Origin of the sequence: Kordiimonas marina, from assembly GCF_023006325.1 — a bacterium.
Taxonomy (GTDB): domain Bacteria; phylum Pseudomonadota; class Alphaproteobacteria; order Sphingomonadales; family Kordiimonadaceae; genus Kordiimonas; species Kordiimonas marina.
The window spans coordinates 263,200-283,735 of the sequence record NZ_JAINDF010000001.1 but is presented as its reverse complement, the minus strand read 5'-3'; the positions used below and the strand labels follow the sequence as shown (position 1 = coordinate 283,735).

General features: G+C 61.1%; 17 protein-coding genes. 8 read left to right on the top strand and 9 right to left on the bottom strand.

Annotated features, from left to right (window positions below; genetic code table 11):
* Nucleotide 1: 1 nt before the first annotated feature.
* The 4 genes from K6118_RS01345 to K6118_RS01330 all read right to left on the bottom strand — a co-directional run bounded on the left by K6118_RS01345 (nt 2) and on the right by K6118_RS01330 (nt 3,156).
* Complete coding sequence (locus K6118_RS01345; RefSeq protein ID WP_247118328.1) at nt 2–1,060, bottom strand: saccharopine dehydrogenase family protein; 1,059 nt, start codon at nt 1,058–1,060, stop codon at nt 2–4.
* On the bottom strand, nt 1,060–1,743 hold the full coding sequence (locus K6118_RS01340) for a glutathione S-transferase family protein (protein WP_247118327.1): 684 nt from the start codon (nt 1,741–1,743) through the stop codon (nt 1,060–1,062). The genes K6118_RS01345 and K6118_RS01340 overlap by 1 nt, the downstream gene beginning before the upstream one ends.
* Nucleotides 1,740–2,432 carry a glutathione S-transferase family protein gene (locus K6118_RS01335; RefSeq protein WP_247118326.1) on the bottom strand — a complete coding sequence of 231 codons (693 nt, stop codon included), beginning with the start codon at nt 2,430–2,432 and terminating at the stop codon, nt 1,740–1,742. The genes K6118_RS01340 and K6118_RS01335 overlap by 4 nt, the downstream gene beginning before the upstream one ends.
* A gap of 103 nt (nt 2,433–2,535) precedes the next feature.
* The gene (locus tag K6118_RS01330; protein ID WP_247118325.1) at nt 2,536–3,156 is read right to left on the bottom strand and encodes a TetR/AcrR family transcriptional regulator; all 621 of its coding nucleotides are present in this window, start codon (nt 3,154–3,156) and stop codon (nt 2,536–2,538) included.
* A gap of 111 nt (nt 3,157–3,267) precedes the next feature.
* Here K6118_RS01330 and K6118_RS17470 point away from each other — a divergent pair, with 111 nt between their 5' ends.
* From K6118_RS17470 to K6118_RS01315, 3 genes are all read left to right on the top strand, one after another.
* A complete protein-coding gene (locus K6118_RS17470) occupies nt 3,268–4,122 on the top strand; it encodes a peptidylprolyl isomerase (protein ID WP_247118324.1) in 855 nt (284 codons plus the stop codon).
* Nucleotides 4,119–5,270 carry a HupE/UreJ family protein gene (locus tag K6118_RS01320; protein WP_247118323.1) on the top strand — a complete coding sequence of 384 codons (1,152 nt, stop codon included), beginning with the start codon at nt 4,119–4,121 and terminating at the stop codon, nt 5,268–5,270. Before K6118_RS17470 ends, K6118_RS01320 begins: the two co-directional genes overlap by 4 nt.
* 115 nt (nt 5,271–5,385) lie before the next feature.
* Nucleotides 5,386–6,819, top strand: coding sequence for an aldehyde dehydrogenase family protein (locus K6118_RS01315; protein ID WP_247118322.1), 1,434 nt, complete (start codon nt 5,386–5,388; stop codon nt 6,817–6,819).
* 85 nt (nt 6,820–6,904) lie between these two features.
* Here K6118_RS01315 and K6118_RS01310 read toward each other — a convergent pair whose 3' ends face one another.
* A complete protein-coding gene (locus K6118_RS01310; protein WP_247118321.1) occupies nt 6,905–9,814 on the bottom strand; it encodes a TonB-dependent receptor plug domain-containing protein in 2,910 nt (969 codons plus the stop codon).
* A gap of 363 nt (nt 9,815–10,177) precedes the next feature.
* On the opposite strand from K6118_RS01310, the gene K6118_RS01305 reads away from it, so the two are divergent.
* Nucleotides 10,178–10,885, top strand: coding sequence for a PepSY domain-containing protein (locus tag K6118_RS01305; RefSeq protein ID WP_247118320.1), 708 nt, complete (start codon nt 10,178–10,180; stop codon nt 10,883–10,885).
* Here the strand turns inward: K6118_RS01305 and K6118_RS01300 are convergent.
* A complete protein-coding gene (locus tag K6118_RS01300) occupies nt 10,863–11,453 on the bottom strand; it encodes a thymidine kinase (protein ID WP_247118319.1) in 591 nt (196 codons plus the stop codon). The two genes, K6118_RS01305 and K6118_RS01300, sit on opposite strands and share 23 nt — an antisense overlap.
* 115 nt (nt 11,454–11,568) lie before the next feature.
* Here K6118_RS01300 and K6118_RS01295 point away from each other — a divergent pair, with 115 nt between their 5' ends.
* The 4 genes from K6118_RS01295 (at nt 11,569) to K6118_RS01280 (ending at nt 18,233) form a co-directional block, all read left to right on the top strand.
* A complete protein-coding gene (locus K6118_RS01295; protein WP_247118318.1) occupies nt 11,569–13,131 on the top strand; it encodes an adenosine deaminase family protein in 1,563 nt (520 codons plus the stop codon).
* A 49-nt stretch (nt 13,132–13,180) separates the two neighbouring features.
* On the top strand, nt 13,181–14,782 hold the full coding sequence (locus K6118_RS01290) for a SulP family inorganic anion transporter (protein WP_247118317.1): 1,602 nt from the start codon (nt 13,181–13,183) through the stop codon (nt 14,780–14,782).
* Nucleotides 14,783–14,854: 72 nt separating this feature from the next.
* Entirely contained in the window at nt 14,855–15,814 is a 960-nt protein-coding gene (gene deoC, locus K6118_RS01285; protein ID WP_247118316.1) for a deoxyribose-phosphate aldolase, read from the top strand.
* Nucleotides 15,815–15,824: 10 nt separating this feature from the next.
* Nucleotides 15,825–18,233 carry an aldehyde dehydrogenase family protein gene (locus tag K6118_RS01280; RefSeq protein WP_247118315.1) on the top strand — a complete coding sequence of 803 codons (2,409 nt, stop codon included), beginning with the start codon at nt 15,825–15,827 and terminating at the stop codon, nt 18,231–18,233.
* Nucleotides 18,234–18,310: 77 nt separating this feature from the next.
* Here K6118_RS01280 and K6118_RS01275 read toward each other — a convergent pair whose 3' ends face one another.
* From K6118_RS01275 to upp, 3 genes are read right to left on the bottom strand one after another with little or no spacing between them, the layout of a single operon-like run.
* Nucleotides 18,311–19,129, bottom strand: coding sequence for a purine-nucleoside phosphorylase (locus tag K6118_RS01275; protein ID WP_247118314.1), 819 nt, complete (start codon nt 19,127–19,129; stop codon nt 18,311–18,313).
* A gap of 20 nt (nt 19,130–19,149) precedes the next feature.
* Nucleotides 19,150–19,704, bottom strand: a complete 555-nt coding sequence (locus K6118_RS01270) for a phosphoribosyltransferase (protein ID WP_247118313.1) — start codon at nt 19,702–19,704, stop codon at nt 19,150–19,152.
* Between the two features lie 6 nt (nt 19,705–19,710).
* Complete coding sequence (upp, locus tag K6118_RS01265; RefSeq protein WP_247118312.1) at nt 19,711–20,349, bottom strand: uracil phosphoribosyltransferase; 639 nt, start codon at nt 20,347–20,349, stop codon at nt 19,711–19,713.
* Nucleotides 20,350–20,536 lie beyond the last annotated feature (187 nt).

Below are 20,536 nucleotides of genomic sequence, written 5' to 3'. Positions count from 1 at the left end.
GCTAGGCCGGAAGGTCTTCGAGCGTGCAGCCCTTGATATCCTTAATCAGCTCTGCCCCAAACGCCGTGGACGGCGTGTGATAGCCCCTGAGCGTATCCCCAGCCAGCAGCTTCTCGACACAGGTGACGGCGCTATCGGCCGTCAGGCTATAGCCGTTCGGGGTCGTAAGTCGGGAGCGCACTGTCTGGCCATCAGCCCCGTCCACTTCGGCCATGAGCGTCGAATGGGTGTGCGCTCGTTCTTCCTCGCTCGGCCCGGCGGGCTGTTTGTCGATCCGGCGCTTGAGGAAATTCTGGAACCAGGGTTTGCGCAGAAGCGGCGCCAGAAGCCGTGCCAGGCGCGCCATGGATTTGATCTCCCCGCTATAGGGAAAATAGACCTCAATGTTGCCGATATGGGTGCTGTAGTATGCCGTGGCGATGTCGCCCCAGGAAACGGTGAAGAACTCTTTGGGGCCGTTCCCTAAATCAAACGTCCGACGCAGGTCGCCCATCGGCCGGGCAATATATTCGCCTTCCTCCCGGGTGAGGGAGCCGATGCCGAGCGTTTCCACCCCGGTTTTGGCGGTGCCCTGGGACATGCTGCTGAGTGCGTCGATAGCAATCCGGAGCGCGACGGGGTTTTTGACGCGGGCGGCAGTGTGGGCGGCCAAACAGTCGCTCGGCACCACATCGAAGCCAACACCGGGGATCAACGCAATCCCGGCGTTCTTGGCGGCATTGTCTTGGCTTGCCGCGTGCTCGAACACCGCAAACTCACCGGTGACATCCAGATAGTGGCAGCCGGACTTGAGGCAGGCGTCGATCATGTGTTTCGCCGTGTGCGAGAAGGGCCCCGCGACCGACAGCACGGCATCATGACCATTGAGTGCAGCTTCAGCGGCCTCCCTGTCATCCACCTGGAAAGCGGTCCAGTCGAAGCCGTAGGGCTCAGCGACGGCCCGCACCTTATCGGCGTTCCGGCCAGCCAGTGTCGGCTTGAGGCCCCGGCGGGCGGCTTCCGCGGCGATCAGCTTACCGGTGTAGCCGGTGGCGCCATATATCATCCATTTTCTACCCATCAGCGTGTCACCATAGTGCGGGCTTGCTTGACGAAGTCGTCCGCTTTGGCGTCCTCTTTCAGTTTGGCGGAAATATCATAAGGCACGGCGATGCCTTTCTGGGCCGCGGGCCGGTCGGCGATGGCCGCGAGCCAGCGTTCCAGGTTCGCGAGGCCCTCGGTTGAGACGCCTGACCATTTGTGCGTCCGTACCCAGGACCAGTTGGCGATATCGGCGATGGAATAATCGCCCGCGAGATACTCATGGCTCGCCAGTTGGCCATCCAGCACTTCGAACAGGCGGCGGGATTCATTCTGGTAACGGCTGATGGCGAAGGGGATTTTCTCCTCCGCATAACGGTAGAAGATATTGGCCTGGCCCATCATCGGGCCGATGCCGCCCATCTGGAACATCAGCCACTGGATAACCCGGCTTCTGCCTGCCACGTCGGTCGGCATCAGTTTGCCGGTTTTCTCGGCCAGGTAAATCAGGATTGCGCCGGATTCAAACACCGCCAGGTCGCCTTCATCATGGTCGACGATGGCGGGGATGCGGCCGTTGGGGTTGATCTTGAGATAGTCGGGTTTTTTCTGGTCGCCCTTGGCGAGGTCGATGGCTTCAACCTCATAGGGCAGGCCCATTTCCTCAAGCGCGATGGAGGCTTTCCAGCCGTTCGGGGTCGGCGATGTATATAGCGTGATCATGACCATAGCTCCTCAGCTGGTACATTCAGTTTGGCAAGCCCTGCATCCATTTCCGCGTGCTCGGCGTTGACGGTGCGGAAGCTTTCGCGGGCGAAAGCGCGGCTCAGGAAATCGTCCAGCGCGGGCCAGCGGTCGGACGCGGGGGCCACACCCGTCAGCCCAAGGTTGACGAAATGGGTGGCGACCGAAATGTCCGCAAGGCTGAAGCGGTCGCCCGCGAACCAGTCCCGTCCCTCGATCTGGCTTTCCAGATAGTCGAACAGCCGGGCGAGCTTGCGCGCGCCTTCAGCGGCGCTTGCCATATCCGGCGCGCCACCAGCCAGTTGCGGGAACACCATGGGCCGGAACACGCCGATACCGACTTTGCCAGCCAGTTCCGTGTCGGCATATTCCTCAAGCCACAGCGCGCGGCCATAGTCGGCGACGCTTTCCGGCATCATCGGGCTGTCGGGGTGCTTGCGCTCGATATAATGGGCGATGGCACTTGAATCCGGCAGGGTGAAATCCGGCCCTACGTCGGCATCCTTCAGAAGGGGAATACGGCGCAGCGGGTTGATGGCGGTGAAATCGTCACCGGCCTGAAATGGGTTCAGGGGTTCCACATCATGCGGCACGCCTTTTTCGATCAGTTGAACGCGGATTTTACGGACAAAGGGCGACAGGTTTACGCCACAGACGGTCAAGGCCATCAAATTCCTCCCCCAGGTTACAGGCTCACTCGTACAGAGTGTAACATGGAGCGTCTTGGCATTTTGCCAACCGGGGACCGATCAAAAGCCGGTGAACCGGTCGTCAGGACTTGAGGATAGCCATGGTCGTGCGGATGACGAGGTCGGAGATTTCCTGCGCCGATTGCTTGGGCGCTTCCCGCAGGCACCAGCGCTTGAGCGCGAGCACACCGGCGTCATAGGCGATCGACTGTTTGAAGCGGCGTTCGTCATCCGGCAGGTGGCTGAGGCAGCGGTCATACTGCTCGAATGTGCGGCCGAGACCGGTAAGGGTATAGTCCTTGATCGCGCGGCGGAGGTCCCAGTCCGGCTGGCTGATCGCCTGGCTCAGGAACAGGACATAGTTGCGCCCGGCTTCATCGGTTTCGGCGAGCTCGGCCAGCGGCAACACCAGTGCGGTCAAAACTTCCTTGAGGCTGGGCTCACCTTTCCAGGCTTCGACAAGCTCCACCCGGCGCACATCGATCTGCGCCGTGCGCTCGCTGATGGTGGCGTGCATCAGCCCGGCTTTGGAGCCGAAATGATACTGCAGCGCTGATTGGTTGCGTTGGCCCGCTTCCTGTAGTATCTCGCGTGTAGACACTTGGGCTAGGCCCTTATGTGCGATCAGGCGTTCGGCGGCCTTGATAAGGGCAGCACGGGTCGCGTCAGCCCGTTTGGCCTTCCCGTCTGTCTGGCTTGTCACCCCTGGTCTCCTACAGTTTTTATATTCTGTCCCTGCTTCTTATTTAATGAGAAACATTAATAAAAGCAAGGCTCTATTTGGCTTTGGACGCAGGGGAAATCCGGGGGCGGTGTGGCTTCTTCCTTAAAAACCAAACTTTTTGCGGCCTCGGCCTTCGTCGGCATCGCGCTGGCGGTGGCGGGCAGCATTGTCGCCCCGGCGAAGACGCAAACGCCCGGTGGCGTCGCCCGCGTGAATGGCCATGAAATTACCAAAGCCGAGTATGACCAGGCGCTTAAGGCGTATGCAGGGTCAGCGGCGGATGCGCTTGATGCTGAGGGCCGGAAGGCTGTTCTGGACAAGCTGATCAACGAACGCCTGCTGATTGACAGGGCCTTTGCGCTTGGCCTGCCAGAACGGGACGCGAAGGTCAGGCAGGCGATCCTGTCGGCCATGCAGGAATTTATCGTCGCCGAGGTGCCGGAGCCTGATGACGCAACGCTGAGGGCCTTCTATCAGGCCCATCAGGCCGAATTCACTCCGCCCAAACAATATGCCGTCCGCACGCTTTTTATCGCTGACAGCCGGGACAGGGTGCGCCTGGGCCGTGTTGAGGCGGGGCTCAAGGCCAGGGTTTCGTTCGCGGAGCTTGCCAGCAAGGAAGGGCAGGCGTGGGACGGGACGCCGCCCAAAGCGGCGCTGCCGGAAGGCCTGCTCGTGCGCAAGCTTGGTCCGTCGGGGGCAGCCGCCCTCCCGACCATGAAGGTCGGGGAAACCATGGGGCCGTTTGAGGCCGGGCACGGTGTTTATTATCTGCATCTCGCCGATGTGAAAGCTTTGCCCGCGCCCGCGTTTGAAAGCGCCCGCACCCAGGTGCTGGCAGACTGGCGCCGTCTCAAAAATGCCGAAGCGATGAAAGCCTATATCGCCAAGCTGCGCGCCAAGGCTGAGATCGACCGGCAGGGCGGGGAGGGCACAGCCCCATGATGCGGTTTCTGTCCGTCCTGCTGTTGCTGCTGTTCACCACGGGCGCCCACGCGCACACCATCGGCCGGTCGTCGTCCGACTGGACGGTCGCGGACGGCGCCACCAAGGGCCAGTGGGTCATGGCGTCCGGCGAGTGGAAGAGCCTATCAGGCGGCCAGGGGGCGGATGCTGCCGCGCTGGTGAAGTCCTTTCTGTATCTGGAGGCAGACGGGCAGGCGTGTCCGCTCACGCTCCCCGTTCCACCGCGGGACCGGGACGGGGAAATGGTGCTGACGATCAGCGCGCCTTGCGCCGCTGACCGGATCAGTTTTGAAGGGCTTTTTAAGGCCGCGCCTACCCATGTGCATCTGCTGCGCGTGACCCGTGGGGCAGGCCAAACCGAATATCTGCTGACCCGTGCGCAACCGGACGTGAGCCTCGGCGCGGAAGCCACCGGCGGGTTCGGGCCCTACCTGCACCTCGGCATCTTCCATATCCTTGAAGGCTTCGACCATCTGGCCTTTCTGTTGGCGCTGATGCTGGCCGTCCGCGCCTTGCGCCCGCTCATCTGGTGTATCACCGGCTTCACGCTGGGGCATAGCATCACGCTTGCCCTGGGGGCGCTTGGCCATGTCGCGCCCAATTCCGCCGTGGTGGAGCCGCTCATTGCCTTCACCATTGCCTTCACGGTTGCTGACTGGGCGGTCGCGCGTTCGGCGGCGCCCAAGCGCCTGATGACCATCGGCCTTCTCGCCGTCGCGGGGCTCGCGCTCGCCGATCAACTGACGGCGGGCATCCTGCCGCCTGTCGTCTGGGCGGGCCTGCTGCTCATGAGCACGGGCATCTGGGGCATCAGCCTTGAGGGCGAAGAAAAGGCGGTGCGTATCCTGCCGCTAGTCACCATCGGCTTCGGCCTGATCCACGGCTTCGGGTTTGTGGGCGTACTGACGGACATTGGCCTGCCGGTGGAAAGCCGGGTGCTGGCGCTTTTCGGTTTCAACCTCGGTGTTGAGGTCGGCCAGTTGCTGTTCCTCGGTGCGGCCCTTGGGGCTTTTGCCCTCCTGAAGCGCTTTGCGTCCCGGCTGCTCCCGGTGGCGGAACCCGTGTTCGCCATGGCGATTTTGGCGGTGGGGCTGTTCTGGTTCAGTGAGCGGGTTTTCTTCACCTGAGCTGTCAAGGACAGGCTGTTCAAGAAAAACTGACTTGCCCCGCCTGCCTGTAACCCCCATTTAACAGGTCAATTCCATAGTACCTTCTCAGTTTCAGCTTTCAGGGAGAAAGATCATGCGGCAGCTTGATAAGCATTATATCGGCGGTGAATGGGTGGCGCCCGCGGGCACGGATGTGCGCGATATCGTCAACCCGGCCACGGGCGCCAAATCCGGCACCATGGTGCTCGGCACCGAGGCCGACGTCGACAAGGCAGTCGCCGCCGCGCGCGAGGCTTTCGAAAGCTTCGGCCAGACCACCCGGGAAGAGCGCCTGGCGCTGATGGAACGGGTGATCGAAGAATATAAAAAACGCATGGGTGATATGGCTGAGGCCATCACCGAGGAAATGGGCGCTCCGAAAGCCTGGGCTTCGGGCGCGCACGCGCCGTCCGGCCTCGGCCACCTGATGGTCGCCTATGAAGCCTTGAAGACCTACAGCTTCCATGAAGACCGCGGCACCACCCGCATCCGCAAGGAACCGATCGGCGTTGTCGGCATGATCACGCCGTGGAACTGGCCGATCAACCAGATCGCCTGCAAGGTGGCCCCTGCGCTGGCGACCGGCTGCACCATGGTGCTGAAGCCGTCTGAAGTGGCGCCCTATAGCTGCCAGCTGTTTACCGAAATCATGGATGCGGCGGGTGTCCCCGCGGGTGTCTATAACGTCGTATACGGCGAGGGCCATTCGGTTGGCAACGCCATGTCCGGCCATCCGGGCATCGACATGATGTCCGTCACCGGTTCCACCCGCATGGGCGCGGCCGTTCAGGCCAACGCCGCCGCCACCATCAAGCGCGTGGCGCAGGAACTGGGCGGCAAGTCGGCCAATATCATCCTCGACGATGCCGATTTCGAAAAGGCCGTGTCGGCCGGTGCCGTCGGCGTGATGCGCAACACCGGCCAGACCTGTACCGCGCTCACGCGGATGCTGGTGCCCCATGGCCGCATGGACGAAGCCGCCGCGATCGCGGGCCAGGCTGTCGGTGCCGTTGTTCCGGGTGACCCGAACAAGGAAGGCACCACCATGGGGCCGATTGCGCATTCGGCGCAGTTCCAGAAGGTCAAGGACATGATCGAGATCGGCGTCAAGGAAGGCGCGCGGCTCGTGGTTGGCGGGTCGGACCTGCCCGCCGGGTGCCCGGAAGGTGGCTTCTATGTGAAGCCGACCGTCTTCGCCAATGTAACCCCGGACATGACCATCGCGCGCGAGGAAATCTTCGGCCCGGTCCTGTCAATCATTGGGTATGAGGATGACGAAGATGCCATCCGCATCGCCAACGACAGCGTCTACGGCCTGTCGGGTGCGGTGCAGTCCAAGGACCTGGCCCGTGCCCAGCGCGTTGCCTCGCGGATGCGGACCGGCATGGTTTACATCAATGGCGCCCAGGGCGACCTGACGGCGCCGTTCGGTGGCTACAAGCAGTCCGGTAACGGCCGGGAGTGGGGCGACCATGGTTTCGCCGACTTTCTCGAGCTCAAATCCGTGCTGGGCTACAACGCTGGCTAAGCCTCACCGACACGTCGGTTGAAAAAGAAGGAGCGCCCCGGTTGGGACGCTCCCTTTTTTATGTTTTGGATGAATTCCTGACGCGTTAGAGCGTGAAGGAAATCCGGCCGTAGAAGAAGCGGCCCGGTACCGGATAGATGGTGCCGTCCATGCTGTTCAGGTCACAGCTGTAGCAGATCGGCGTTGCCGTCTTGAGCAGGTTCTGAACACCGAAGGTGATGCCCACCTTGTCGTTCAGGTCTGTCGGACGGTACGTAACCTGCAGGTCGGTATAGAGACGGCCCTTCAGCTTGTTGCGGGTCGGGGTCGTACACTGGTTGGTGAAGCCGAAGTCGGCAACCGTGCCCGTGCAGTCTTCCCAGACCGTGTCGATGTAGCGGAAGGTGGCACCAGCCGACCATTCGTCCAGCGTCCAGTCAACCAGGAGGCTCGACTTCCACTTGACGTAAGCGCGGGTCGGCGAACCGAGTTCCTCACCGGCCAGGTCCTGCACCTGGAAGCCGTCCGCCGTCGGGGTCGTCTGCTCATACTTGAACAGGTGGCTGTTCACCCACTTGAAGCGCATCTGGCCCCAGTCCGCCGGCGTGGTATTCAGCGCGATGGACCAGTCAAGACCACTGGTTTTGATGCTGGCGATATTCTGAAGGATACCGTCGATCCGCGTTACCGTACCGGTCGAGGAGCGGGTGATCGCACCACAAGCGGTCGGGTCGAGCGTATCAACACAGCGGTTCAGAACGTCCGCAGCGTCAGGCGCCTGGATGGCGTCGTTGATCTTGATGTTATAGTAGTTGGCTTCAAAGGTGATCAGGTCGACACCCATGCTGTCCGCCAGGCCTTTCGGGCTGTAGGTCAGGCCCGCGGTCCAGGTTTTCGCCTGTTCCGGTTTCAGGTTGCGGTTACCACCGGTGGTGACGCTGATCTGCGGGTTCGGCTGGTTATAGTCAGCCGGAAGACCGAAGGTCGCACAGTTATCCGGAACAACGCCGTCCGAGCTGTCGCACGGGTCGGTGATGCCGGCATCGAAACGCGAACCGCTGTTGAACAGTTCACCGATATTCGGTGCCCGGAAGCCTTCGGACCAGTTGCCGCGGAAGGTCAGGTCGTCGTTAACCTGCCAAACGCCACCGACCTTGAAGACGGTGTTGCTGCCCGAGGTGCTGTAATCCGACCAGCGGAAGGCTGCATCGAGGGCGAGCAGTTTGGCACCAGACACGTCCGAGAGAAGCGGAACGTTGGTCTCGCCGTAGATTTCTTTGCTGTGGATCTTACCGGCGGTGGGGCTGGCCGGAACACCCGCGGTTTCACCCGAAGATACGATCGCATCCGGGGTGAAGGAGCCTTGCTCTTCGCGGTATTCCCAACCGACAGCAACGCCGAGCGGGCCTGCAGGCAGGTCAGCAACGCTACCGGACAGGTTGGCGGTCAAATCCAGAAGCTTCTGCTGGCTGACGTCCTTCTGCGCGAAGGTGACATAGTCCAGCATGGCTTTGGTGATGCTGCCGTTGCCGTCAGCACCCTGGCCACCGAACAGGTTGAACGGTACACAGCCCGGAATGGCCGAGCAGGCTGCCGGGTCGCCCAGGGCATCGAACAGCTTGCGGGCGTTGAAGGCGCCGTGCTTGATCTGGCTTGCGTTGTTCTGCGACCAGACAGCGTTCACATCCCAGTACCAGTCTTTGCCGCCAGCATTGAACGAACCGTCAATGGTGTTGGCGATGTACCAGGTGTTGACATTCTGCTCGAAGACACGCGGGCCAGCCTCGATCGGACGGCGTCCGATAAAGATCAGGTTGCTGCTATCGAGCGTAATGCCGAACGGGTTGTAGGGGTTGTTGGCCGAGATGGAGACGTTTTCCATCCAGTGACCACCGCCACCGTCCGGGCCGAAGAACAGCGGCTCAGGCGCTGCACGGCTGGTGGACTGGCGGTTGTTGAACGCAGCCAGCACCCGGTAGGTGATGGTGTCGGTCAGGTCATACTCAGCCTTGGCGAACACATTTACGCGCTCGTTCGGCGTGCTCAGATAGTTATAAGGCTGGTAGTTGAAGCGGTCAGCCAGGGCGAAGTTATGGAAATCGCCGCCGGTCGGGTCCGCATAGTCGTAGGACGGAACGCCGCCAACACCATCGTTGATGGTGAGGTTCATCGTCTCGCCGTTACGCGGGTCGGTGAACAGGAAGCGGCCCTGCGGGGTACCCGAGGAAGCGCCGAAGGTCTGACCCGGGATCGGGTAGGCCGAAATGTCACGGTCGCCTGCGGAAATACCGCCTTGCTTGGCATAGCTTACATCCAGGAACATCCGGGCCTTGTCGGCTTTTGCACCGAAGGAAACGTCATATTCCTGGGTTTTGCCGTCGCCCTGGCCGTAAAGGCCATAGTAGGCGCTGCCGTGGATGCCGTCGTAATTGTCGCTGGTCTTGATGTTGACCACGCCTGCGATGGCGTCGGACCCATAAATGGTCGAGGCGCCGTCCTGCAGGACTTCGATCGACTTGATGGCGCCGGTCGGGATGGTGTTGAGGTCAACAGCCCCCGAAACGCCCGATGCGGACGAACCGCGGACCCAGCGCTTGCCATCGACAAGCACGAGAACGCGCTTGGAGGTCAGGTAGCGAAGGTCGACTTCCGATGCACCGGCACCGATACCGGAGCCATCCGGCGGGAAGCCGAGGTTACCGGACGAGTTGTTGGTGCGGTTGATGGCTGAACCGGCGATCGGCAGGCGCTGCAGGAAGTCAGCGATGCCAACAACACCGGACTGGTCGATGTCCTCGGCGGACATGACCTGCACGGGCGCTTTGGCTTCGAGCGGGTTCTGGCGAATACGGGAACCCGTTACGACCACTTCTTCAATCTGTTTGGGCTGATCAGCTTTTTTGGCTTTGTCGCTCGTGGTGTCCTGAGCGTGAGCCGCCGTCGCGAAGCTCAGGCTCAACAGAGCGCAGCTTGCAAGCAGCTGACCTTTTCTATTAGAGGCAAGATGATTTTTCATTGCCACTTCCTCCACTTGTTTTTGTGATTATCCGGGGCTGGCGCCGCTTTGTAGGAAACGACCCCCGTGTTCCCCAGGCAATTTCTCCCCTATCGGGAAAATCGCAACGAAAAGTAGACACGAAATGGTGGGGAAGGACGTAGTGGAAAGTGACTAAACGAAAGTAACGTTCGTAACTAATCTGTCATACTGTGACTTATTTGACGCACAATATCAAGGGTAACTTACTGGAAAATAATGGTTTTCATTGATTTTTGCCGGAATGGCGGAATTCTGGGGTTTTGGAGGGAAGAGTGCTTTTCAGGGTTGTCTCATGTTTATCTATGATGTCTTTTTTGTTCTCAATGGGGACAAGGAGGAAACATGGCGTCGAAAGTCCATCTGCTCGCGAGCAAAATCCATAAATGGATCGCTTTGATCGTCGGGCTTCAATTTCTTGCCTGGACCACAGGCGGGTTGGTGATGACCTGGCTGCCGATCGGGCTTGTGCGCGGGGAAGGCAATGTGGCTGAAGTAGCTGCGCCAGTTCTGAGCACGGACCAGGTTTCTCGCCTCGCTGCCTTGCATGGAGACATCCAGTCCCTGAAGGCCCGCAGGCTTGGCGGTCATCTCGCGGCCGAAGTCCGTACACCAGGGGGCTTGCACCTATTGGACGCCGAAACAGGGCAGTCGCTGTCACCGCTTAGCCGGGACCATGCAGTCGCTGTCGCCAAGGCGGACTTCAGCGGCAAGGGGGATGTTGCAGGGGCAACGCTGCTCAAGGCTCAGCCTGTTGATTACCGCGGGCCGCTGCCGGTGTGGCAGGTGGCCTTCGCGGATGCGGACAACACGAGGCTTTATGTCTCCCCCACCGAAGGCAGGGTCGTCGCGCGCCGCAACGCCTATTGGCGGGTCTATGATTTTTTCTGGATGCTGCACATCATGGATTATCAAGGCCGGGAGGATTTCAACCACCCGCTCGTCATGGCCGCTGCCCTCAGCGCCGTCCTGTTCGCGCTATCGGGCTTTGTGCTTATCTATCACCGTTTTCACCGGCGGGATTTCGGCCTCAAGCGCCGGCGGGCCCCCTGAGCTTTTCCATGAAATGCTTGCGGCAGAGCGCGATGTAGCGGTCGTTGCCACCGATCTCGATCGACTGGCCTTCCCTGACCGGGTTGCCCTTGCTGTCGATGCGCAGGTTCATGGTGGCCTTCGACCCGCAGGTACAGATGGTCTTCAGCTCATGCAGTTCATCGGCGACGGCGAGAAGCCACTGGCTGCCTTCAAACAGGTTGGCCTGGAAGTCGGTCCTCAGGCCATAGGCCAGTACTGGAATCTTGAGGCTGTCCGCCACGGAGGCCAGCTGGAAAACCTGCTCTTTTTTCAGGAATTGGGCCTCATCGACCAGAATACAGTGGATCGGGCGCGTCTTTAACGCATCTGCAATCTTGACAAAAAGGTCAACGTCCGCATCGAATAGGTGCGCGTTGGCATCCAGGCCGATGCGGGAGGAAATTTTCGGGTCGCCAAAGCGGTCATCCAGCGCGGCGGTGAACAACATGGTATTCATGCCGCGTTCCTGATAATTGAAGCTGGATTGCAGAAGCGTCGTGGTTTTGCCCGCATTCATTGCGGAATAATAGAAATAAAGTTTGGCCATGCCTTGGGCGCCCTATGGTCTTGCCTTTAGAGAGTATGATGCGCCGCCGAAATAGGTGGTGCGGGCGAGAGCCTAGGCGGATCGGACCGCGCGGGCAAGTGGCTGGGAGGAAAATATGCAGGTACGCAAGATCGGGCTAGCGGCTCTGGGCCTTCTGGCCGTCATCAGCGCCGGGACCACAGGGGCCGTCGCCGATAACCCGCAGGCCTTAAAGGCGCGAGCGGCGGCAGCAACCATCAGCTGGGCCGAAAATAATGGCCGCCTCCGCCAGGTGATGGCGGCGTTCCCGAAGGGCGGCGACCTGCATAACCACCTGCGCGGTGCCGTTTATGCCGAATCATGGCTCAAGTGGGCGGCAGAGGACGGCCTCTGTGTCGATATGAAGAAGCCCGCGATCAAGTTCAAGGCAGCGGCAACCTGTGCGGCCAGCGGCTGGATCACCGCCGATGAGGCCCAGAATAACGCCGATGACCGCCGCCGGTTGATCAACGCCATGTCCGTGCGCTCCTACGCGCCCGAAAACGGCTGGTCGGGTCATGACCAGTTTTTCGAGACCTTCAACCGCATCAATGTGGACCCCAAACGGCTGGGGGACGAGCTTGCCATGGTGGCGAACCGGGCAGGGCACCAGAATGTGCTGTATCTGGAGCTGATGGAAACCATCGTGTTCCCGGAGCTGTTCCCGCTTCTGTCCGACGTCAAGCTCTCGGGCAACCTGGATCAGGACTATAAAACCCTGATGGACGGCAAGTTCGGCAAGGCGATGCCCGACCTCGTGGCGTCTGTCCGCAGTCAGATCAGCGCTGCCATGAAGCGCAAGGACGAGCTTCTGAAATGCGGCACCAAGGACGCCAAGCCCGGCTGCGATGTGAAAATCCGCTTCCTCCATCAGGTGATCCGTGAATTCAACCCGGCCATGGTGTTCGGCCAGTTCATCCTGGGCTGGGAAGTCATGAAGGAAGACCCGATGGTCGTCGGCGCCAACCTTGTGGCGCCGGAGGACGGCTATATCGCGCTCCGGGACTATACGCTTCATATGCGCATGATCGATTATCTCTACCGCCACCTCGGCCCGCGCAATATTGCGCTGCATGCCGGGGAACTGGTGCCGGGCATGGTGCGACCGGATGAGCTGCGCTTCCATATAAGACAGGCGATCGAGATCGGCCACGCCAAGCGCATCGGCCACGGTGTCGATATCGCCTATGAGGACAATTCCGACCAGCTTCTGGATGAAATGGCCAAAAAGCACATCATGGTGGAGATCAACCTCACCAGCAACGATGTCATCCTCGGCGTGAAGGGCAAGAACCATCCGCTGATCCTCTACCGGGACAAGGATGTGCCCTATGCCCTCTCGACCGATGACGAAGGCGTGTCGCGGATCGACCTGACGCACGAATATATGCGCTACTATACCACCTACCACATCCCGTATTTCGAGATGCGCCATGCGTCGCGGAATTCGCTGACCTACAGCTTCCTTCCCGGCGCCAGCCTGTGGACGAATGGGGCCTGCGAAAAAGATGTGGAAGGCGCGCTTAAAGCTGGGGCAGACTGCAAAGCCTTCCTGAGGACAAGCGAAAAGGCGCGGCTTCAGTGGAAGCTGGAGGAACGCTTCCGCACGTTCGAGGATGAGGAGCGCATACCGAAGCGCAAGAAAACATCCTTCAATTAAAAGACGTTACGAAACATACGAAACTTAAAAGTGGGATCAGGGGACCAGTATGTCAGAGACTAAAACGGCGGCGTTTCAGATGGACGCGCCCACGTCGCAATTCGCGGCGGACCTCAATGCCGGGATGGCCTTCTTTCTGGATGTCACCGTCAACCTGTTCGTGATCGCGAGCATCCTGATCGGCGGCTTCCATTTTCCGACCGAGGTCGTGTTCGGGCGTATCATCCCCGGCTCGGTCGCCGGTATCCTGTTCGGCAACATCGCCATGTACTGGCTGACCCGCAAAACCCGCGAGGCCACGGGCAACCCGCGCCTGACCAGCATCCCCGTGGGCATGGACCTGCCGACCGAGTTCGGCATGTGCTTCTTCATCCTCGGCCCGACCTTCGCCGCCAATGTCGCCACGCTCGGGCCGGACGCCGCCGCGCATAAGGCCTGGGTCCTCGGCATGGCCTGCACGGTCTGGATGGCGGCGGTGAAGTTCGGCCTGTCCTTCTTCGGCCGCGCCATGCAGCGCGAACTGCCGCAGATGGCGCTTGTGGGCGCCATGGCCGGTATCGCCACCGTCTGGCTGGGGGCTGAGGCGCTTTATGGTGTCTTCTCGCTGCCGGAAGTGGGTATCGTGTCGCTGGTCATCATGATGTTCGCGCTGATTGCCGGGCACAAGCTGCCGTTCAACCTGCCGGGTGCGGTGTTTGCCATCATCGGCGGCACGGCGCTTTATTATATCCTGGCGTTCGCGGGCGCGGGTGACGGCTATGTCATCCACAGTTTGCCGTCCCTGTCCCCGGCGCTGCCGACCCCGACGCTCGAAGGCTATATGGCCGTCTTTGGTGACGTGACCAACAAGCTGGGCATCATCGTACCCTTCGCACTTCTGATTGCCGCGAGCAGCGTCAATGTGGTTGCGGGCGCGAAGATCACCGGGGATGATTTTGACGCGGGTAAAGTCGTGCGGCTCGATGCGGCGGCGACCGCCGTCAGCGCGCTGATGGGCGGGGTGGTACAGACCACGCCTTACTTCGGCCACGCCACCTACAAGCGCATGGGCGCACGCACGGGCTATGCGCTCGGGGCCGCCGGTATTGCCACCATCTTCGGCTTCCTCGGCGTTATCGCCTTCGCCTCGCAAATGATGCCGGAAGCGGTGTTGAAGCCGATCTTCGTCGTCGTCGCCTGTGACATCCTGCGCCTCGCTTTCTCGGGCGCCGATATCCGCCATGCGCCGGCGCTTCTGTTCGCCACCGTGCCGGGCATCCTCAATTACGCCTACACCAAAGTCTCCGACCTGATGGGCCGGATCGGGTCGGCCGCCCACACGCTCAGCCCGGACTGGATGAAGGACTATTATGTGCTGGGCGCGATGGCGCGGGGCTATATCCTCACCAGTCTCATCTGGGGTGCGCTGGTGGTCTGGATCATCGACCGCAAGCTTATCCGCGCGGCCATTGCTGCCTTCACGGCGGCGCTGTTCACCGAATTCGGCATCATCCATTCGGTTCTGCCGTCCTCCGGCATGTATCTGCCGTGGGCGATGCCGCACCTGGACGGCAATATGGAAACCTTGCCACACCGGCTGGCCCTCGGCTATTTCATCGGCGGTGTGTTGCTCCTTATCGCCAGTCGGCTGAAAAATGGAGAAGACGCCTAAATCATTTCTTGACCATAGGGTCAGGATTTGGCTTTGTGTCGCGAAGTTTTCGCACTCTTATCGGGATAGGTCATGACACCTGAAGGTTCGATCAATCGGGGTACCGCTTTCCATGCCGACTGGCTGGATGGTATCCGTGTCAACAAAAGCGCGGTTGAGCGCCGTATCGGCTCGCTTATGGGCCGCCGCTCGGTCAAGAAGGACAGCCAGATTGCGTTCATGCTGAAGGCGATCAGCTGTATCGACCTCACCACGCTCGCGGGGGATGACACGCCGGGCCGGGTGGAGCGCCTGTGCCGCAAGGCCGCGCACCCTGTCCGCCAAGACATCATGGACGCGTTGGGCGTGGGTGACATGCAGCTCACCACCGGGGCTGTGTGTGTCTATCATGAAATGGTACCGACTGCGGTGAAGGCGCTTGAGGGCACCGGCGTGCCGGTGGCGGCGGTTTCGACCGGCTTCCCGGCAGGTCTCGCGCCGTTTGAAACCCGGCTTGAGGAAATCCGCCGTTCGGTTGCTGCAGGCGCGGGCGAGATCGATATCGTCATCACGCGCGGTCATGTGCTCACGGGCAACTGGCAGGCGCTGTATGATGAAGTGAAAGCCTTCAAGGAAGCCTGTGGCCCGGCGCTGATGAAAGCCATCCTGGCGACCGGCGAGCACGGCAACCTCACGCAGGTTGGCAAGGCCTCGATGACCGCGATGATGGCGGGAGCCGATTTCATCAAGACCTCGACCGGCATGGAAGGTGTGAACGCCACGCTGCCGGTCACGCTGGTGATGATCCGCCAGATCCGTGATTTCTATCAGCGCACCGGCCAGAAGGTCGGCTACAAGCCTGCGGGTGGTATCAAGACCGCGAAGGACGCTGTGGCTTACCTCACGCTCATCAAGGAAGAGCTGGGCCGGGATTGGCTCACGCCGGAGCTGTTCCGCTTCGGCGCGTCCAGCCTTCTCGGTGACCTTGAGCGCCAACTGGAATATCATGCCTTCGGCGGCTACTCCGCCGCTTACCGCCACCCGATGGGCTAGGGAGCAGACGATGACTGTGAAAGAGAAGTTCGAAACCATGGACTATAGCCCGGCGCCCGAAAGCAGGGCGAACGCAGACGCGTGGCTGAAGGCGCACGACGGCCGTTTCGGCCTGTTTATTGACGGCAAGTGGGTGCAGCCCGCGGACGCGAAAACCTTTGCGACCTATGCGCCTTCAAGCGGCGAAAAGCTGGCGGACCTGACCGCCGCCGGTCAGGCCGAAGTGGATGCCGCCGTTGCCGCCGCCCGTTCGGCGCAAGGCAAATGGGCGTCGCTCGGCGGGCATGGCCGTGCGCGGTATCTTTATGCGCTGGCGCGCTTAGTGCAGAAGCATTCGCGTATCCTTGCCGTGCTCGAGAGCCTGGATAACGGCAAGCCGATCCGCGAAAGCAGGGATATCGACATCCCGCTGGTCGCGCGGCATTTCTATCATCACGCCGGTTGGGCGCAGCTGATGGATGAGGAATTCCCGGACCATGAAGCCGTCGGTGTCGCAGGCCAAGTGATCCCGTGGAACTTCCCGATGCTGATGCTGGCCTGGAAAGTGGCCCCCGCGCTCGCCGCCGGGAACACCGTGGTCCTCAAGCCCGCGGAATTCACCTCGCTGACTGCGCTCAAGTTCGCGGAACTGTGTGAGGAAGCAGGCCTGCCGAAGGGGGTCGTCAATATCATCACCGGTGAGGGCGACACCGGCGCCATGCTGGTGAATTCGAATGTCGACAAGGTCGCTTTCACCGGCTCGACCGAGGTCGGCAAGATCATCCGCCGCGCTATCGCGGGCACGGGCAAGAAGCTCACGCTCGAGCTGGGTGGCAAGTCGCCTTACATCGTCTTCGAAGATGCCGACATCGACGGCGCCATTGAAGGCCTTGTGGACGCCATCTGGTTCAACCAGGGTCAGGTCTGCTGCGCGGGCTCCCGCCTCCTCGTTCAGGAAGGCATCGCTGAACGCTTCCTCGAGAAGCTGCGGCGCCGGATGGAAACCCTGCGTGTGGGCCCGAGCCTCGATAAATGCATCGACATTGGTGCGGTGGTCGATCAGGTCCAGAAAGACCGCATCCATGAGATGGTGACCGCAGGCAAAGCCGCGGGCGCCACCGTATGGCACGCGCCGTGTGACATGCCGGAACACGGGGTCTTCTACCCGCCGACGCTGGTGACCGATGTCGGGACCGACAATATCCTCTTCAAGGAAGAAGTGTTCGGCCCGGTGCTGACCGCCATCACCTTCCGCACGCAGGCGGAAGCCGTGGCGCTGGCCAACAACACCCGCTATGGCCTCGCCGCCACCGTATGGTCGGAAAGCCTGTCGCGCGCGCTTGAAGTCGCACCCGCCCTCAAGGCCGGGGTGGTCTGGATCAACGGCACTAACATGTTCGATGCCGCCGCAGGCTTCGGCGGTTACCGCGAAAGCGGCTTCGGGCGTGAAGGCGGCCGCGAAGGTATGCTCGCCTACCTGAAGCCCAAGTTCGAAAAGGGCCTGAAGGAGTGGAAACCGGTCGCCAAGCCCGCCGACGTCGCCAAGCCGAAAGCGTCCGGCGGTATGCCGGGCGTGGACCGTACCGCCAAGCATTATATCGGCGGCAAGCAGGCGCGGCCGGATGGCGGTGATTCTGTTGCCATTGCCACCCATAAAGGCGCGTTCGCGGGCCTCGTAGGCGACGGCAACTATAAGGATATCCGCAACGCGGTTGAGGCCGCGACCAAGGCACAGGGCTGGGCGGGCACGACCGCGCACCTGAAGGCGCAAATCCTCTATTATGTCGCCGAGAACCTCAGCGCCCGCGCGGACGAGTTCGCGGACCGCTTAAGCGAGCTCACGGGCGTGAGCGGCAAGGCTGCGACGGCTGAGGTCGAGCTGTCGATCCAGCGCTTGTTCTCTGCCGCGGCGATTGCCGACAAGCATGACGGTGCCGTGCACCAGCCGCCGATCCGCGGTGTCGCGCTGGCAATGAATGAAGCCATCGGCACCATCGGTATCATCTGCCCGGATGAAGCACCGCTCCTCGCGTTCGTCACGCTGACGGCCTTCGCGATTGCGGCGGGCAACACGGCAGTGGTGATCCCGTCCGAGCGCTATCCGCTCCTCGCGACCGACTTCTACCAGATCCTCGAGACTTCCGACCTGCCGGGCGGGGTGGTCAACATCGTCACCGGCGCGCGTGACGCCATGGCGATGCCGCTTGCCAAGCATTACGGCATCGATGCCGTCTGGTACTTCGGGGACCGCGAAGGCTCGGCTGCCATTGAAAAGGCCGCGGCCGATAATATGAAACGGACGTGGGTCAGCTACGGCAAGGCCTATGACTGGTTCGACGCCAAGCAGATGGCGACCCGTGTGCTGATGGACCGCGCGTCGGAAGTCAAAAACATCTGGGTGCCGTATGGCGATGCCAACGAAGGCGGCAAGAGCTACTGAGCCTTGCCCCTTTAAAGCCCAAACAAAAAAGCCCGGCCAAACCAGCCGGGCTTTTTCATGTCTGAATGGTTTGAAGCCTAAAGCACGTCGGCGACGAAGGCGCGCAGCAGCTTCTCCAGGTTCACGGCGGCGATGGCGCCATATTCCATGGTTTCATGGTGCGTGAGCTCACCCTGCATCCCGGCGGCGAGGTTGGTGATCGAGCTGATGCCAACCACTTTCATGCCGCAGTGACGCGCGACTAGGCATTCCGGCACGGTCGACATGCCGACGGCATCGGCGCCCCAAACCTTGAAAGCACGGATTTCTGCCGGGGTCTCGAAGTTCGGGCCCTTCGCCATCAGGTAGACGCCGCTATGAAGCGGAATACCGAGCGCGTTCGCGCACGCCAGCAGCTTCTTGGTCAGGGCCTTGTTCCAGGCTTCACTGACATCCGGGAAGCGCGGGCCGATACGGTCATCGTTCGGGCCGACAAGCGGGTTGACGCCCGAGAAATTGATATGGTCGGTGATCGCCATCAGGCTGCCGGGGCCGGCTTCTTCGCGCAGGCTGCCCGCCGCGTTCGTCAGCACCAGCGTCTCGACGCCGAGGGCCCACAGCACGCGGGTGGCGTAGCCGAGCTTTTCCGCCGGGTGGCCTTCATAGGCATGGGCGCGGCCCTGCATACAGATGACCGGCTTGTCGCCAAGCTTGCCGATCAGCATCCGGCCGGCGTGGCCCTCCACCGTCGGCTTCGGAAAACCGGGCAGGTCAGCGTAGGAGAAGACGGTGGCGTCTTCGAGGGCATCAGCCAGGCTGTTGAGCCCGCTGCCGAGCACCATGGCAAGCTTGGGCATCTCGCCGGTGAAGCGTTCGCGGATGAAGCCCGCACAGGCCTGGACGTCGTCGTAATTCATGGCGCCGCGGCTCCCGTTCCTCAGAATTTCATGTCCGGGAGGTCGAGGCCCTTATGTTCCTTGATCTCCGCGAGGCTCATGTCCGAAAGCTCATGCGGGAACACCAGCCAGTCGTCGGTTTCATGGCAGTAGAAATCCGGCTCCAGGTCGGTGACGTTGCGCGCGGGCTTGTAGAAGACCGTGGCGATCTTGATGATTTCCGGGGTGTTGCGGCGGCATTTCGCCTTCAGGTGCTCGATGATCGCGGCGATCGAACGGCCGCTGTCGAACACGTCATCGACGATGAGGAGGCTGTCCTCGGCGTTGATGTTGTTGACGATATATTCGAGGCCGTGAACCTTGACCTCTTTCTGCTGCTGCATCCCGATGTAGCTGGAGGTGCGGATGGCGATATGGTCGGTATGGATACCGTAATAATCCATGATTTCCTGCACGGCGATGCCGGTCGGGGTGCCGCCACGCCAGACACCGACGATGAATTTCGGCTTGAAGCCGCTTTTCAGGATTTTGACGCCGAGCTGGAACGAATCGTCCAAGAGCTCTTGAGCGGTTACATAGTGTTTCGTGACGGTCATTTTACTTTAGGCCCCTTTGGTTCCAAACAAGCGGTCACCGGCGTCGCCGAGCCCCGGGACGATGTAAGCTTTTTCATTGAGCTTTTCGTCGATCGAGGCGGTCACAACGGGCACGTCCGGATGCGCTTCCGTGAAGGCCTTGATACCCTCGGGCGCGGCCAGGAGGCAAACAAAACGAATATCCTTGGCGCCTGCGTCCTTGATTTCCTGTATAGCCCGGATCGCCGAATGGCCAGTCGCCAACATCGGGTCCAGCACCACATTGAGGCGTTGGCCCAGGTTCTGCGGCACCTTGAAGAAATATTTGGTGACCTCCAGGGTCTCCTCATCGCGGGACAGGCCGATCTGGCCGATCCGGGCGGAGGGCACCAGGTCCAGCATCGGGCCGAGGAGGCCGTCGCCTGCGCGCAACACCGAGATAAAGGTCAGCTTCTTGCCCGCGATCACCGGGGCTTCCATGCCGCAGATGGGCGTGTCGATATGCAGTTTACCGAGCGGCAGATCGCGGAGCGCTTCATAGCCGAGAAACAGCCCGATTTCGCGCAAAAGTTTGCGGAATTCTGCGGTACTCGCTTCCTTGCGGCGCATCAGCGTCAGCTTATGCTGAACAAGGGGATGATCCACAACTGTAACATTTGAAGTCATAGAGTAGCTCCGTCGGCAACTGGATTTGCCTTTTCATAGGGGCAGGAAATGCAATTGTCGACTGAATCTTGACCAAAATGTCAAAAATGGTTGACCACGGGGTGATGCTCTGGTTCCCTTGCGCCCTTCCGTCAAATCAAGGCATAACAAAGCATAGATAAACATATGCTGCTGGGGAGTGAAAAGT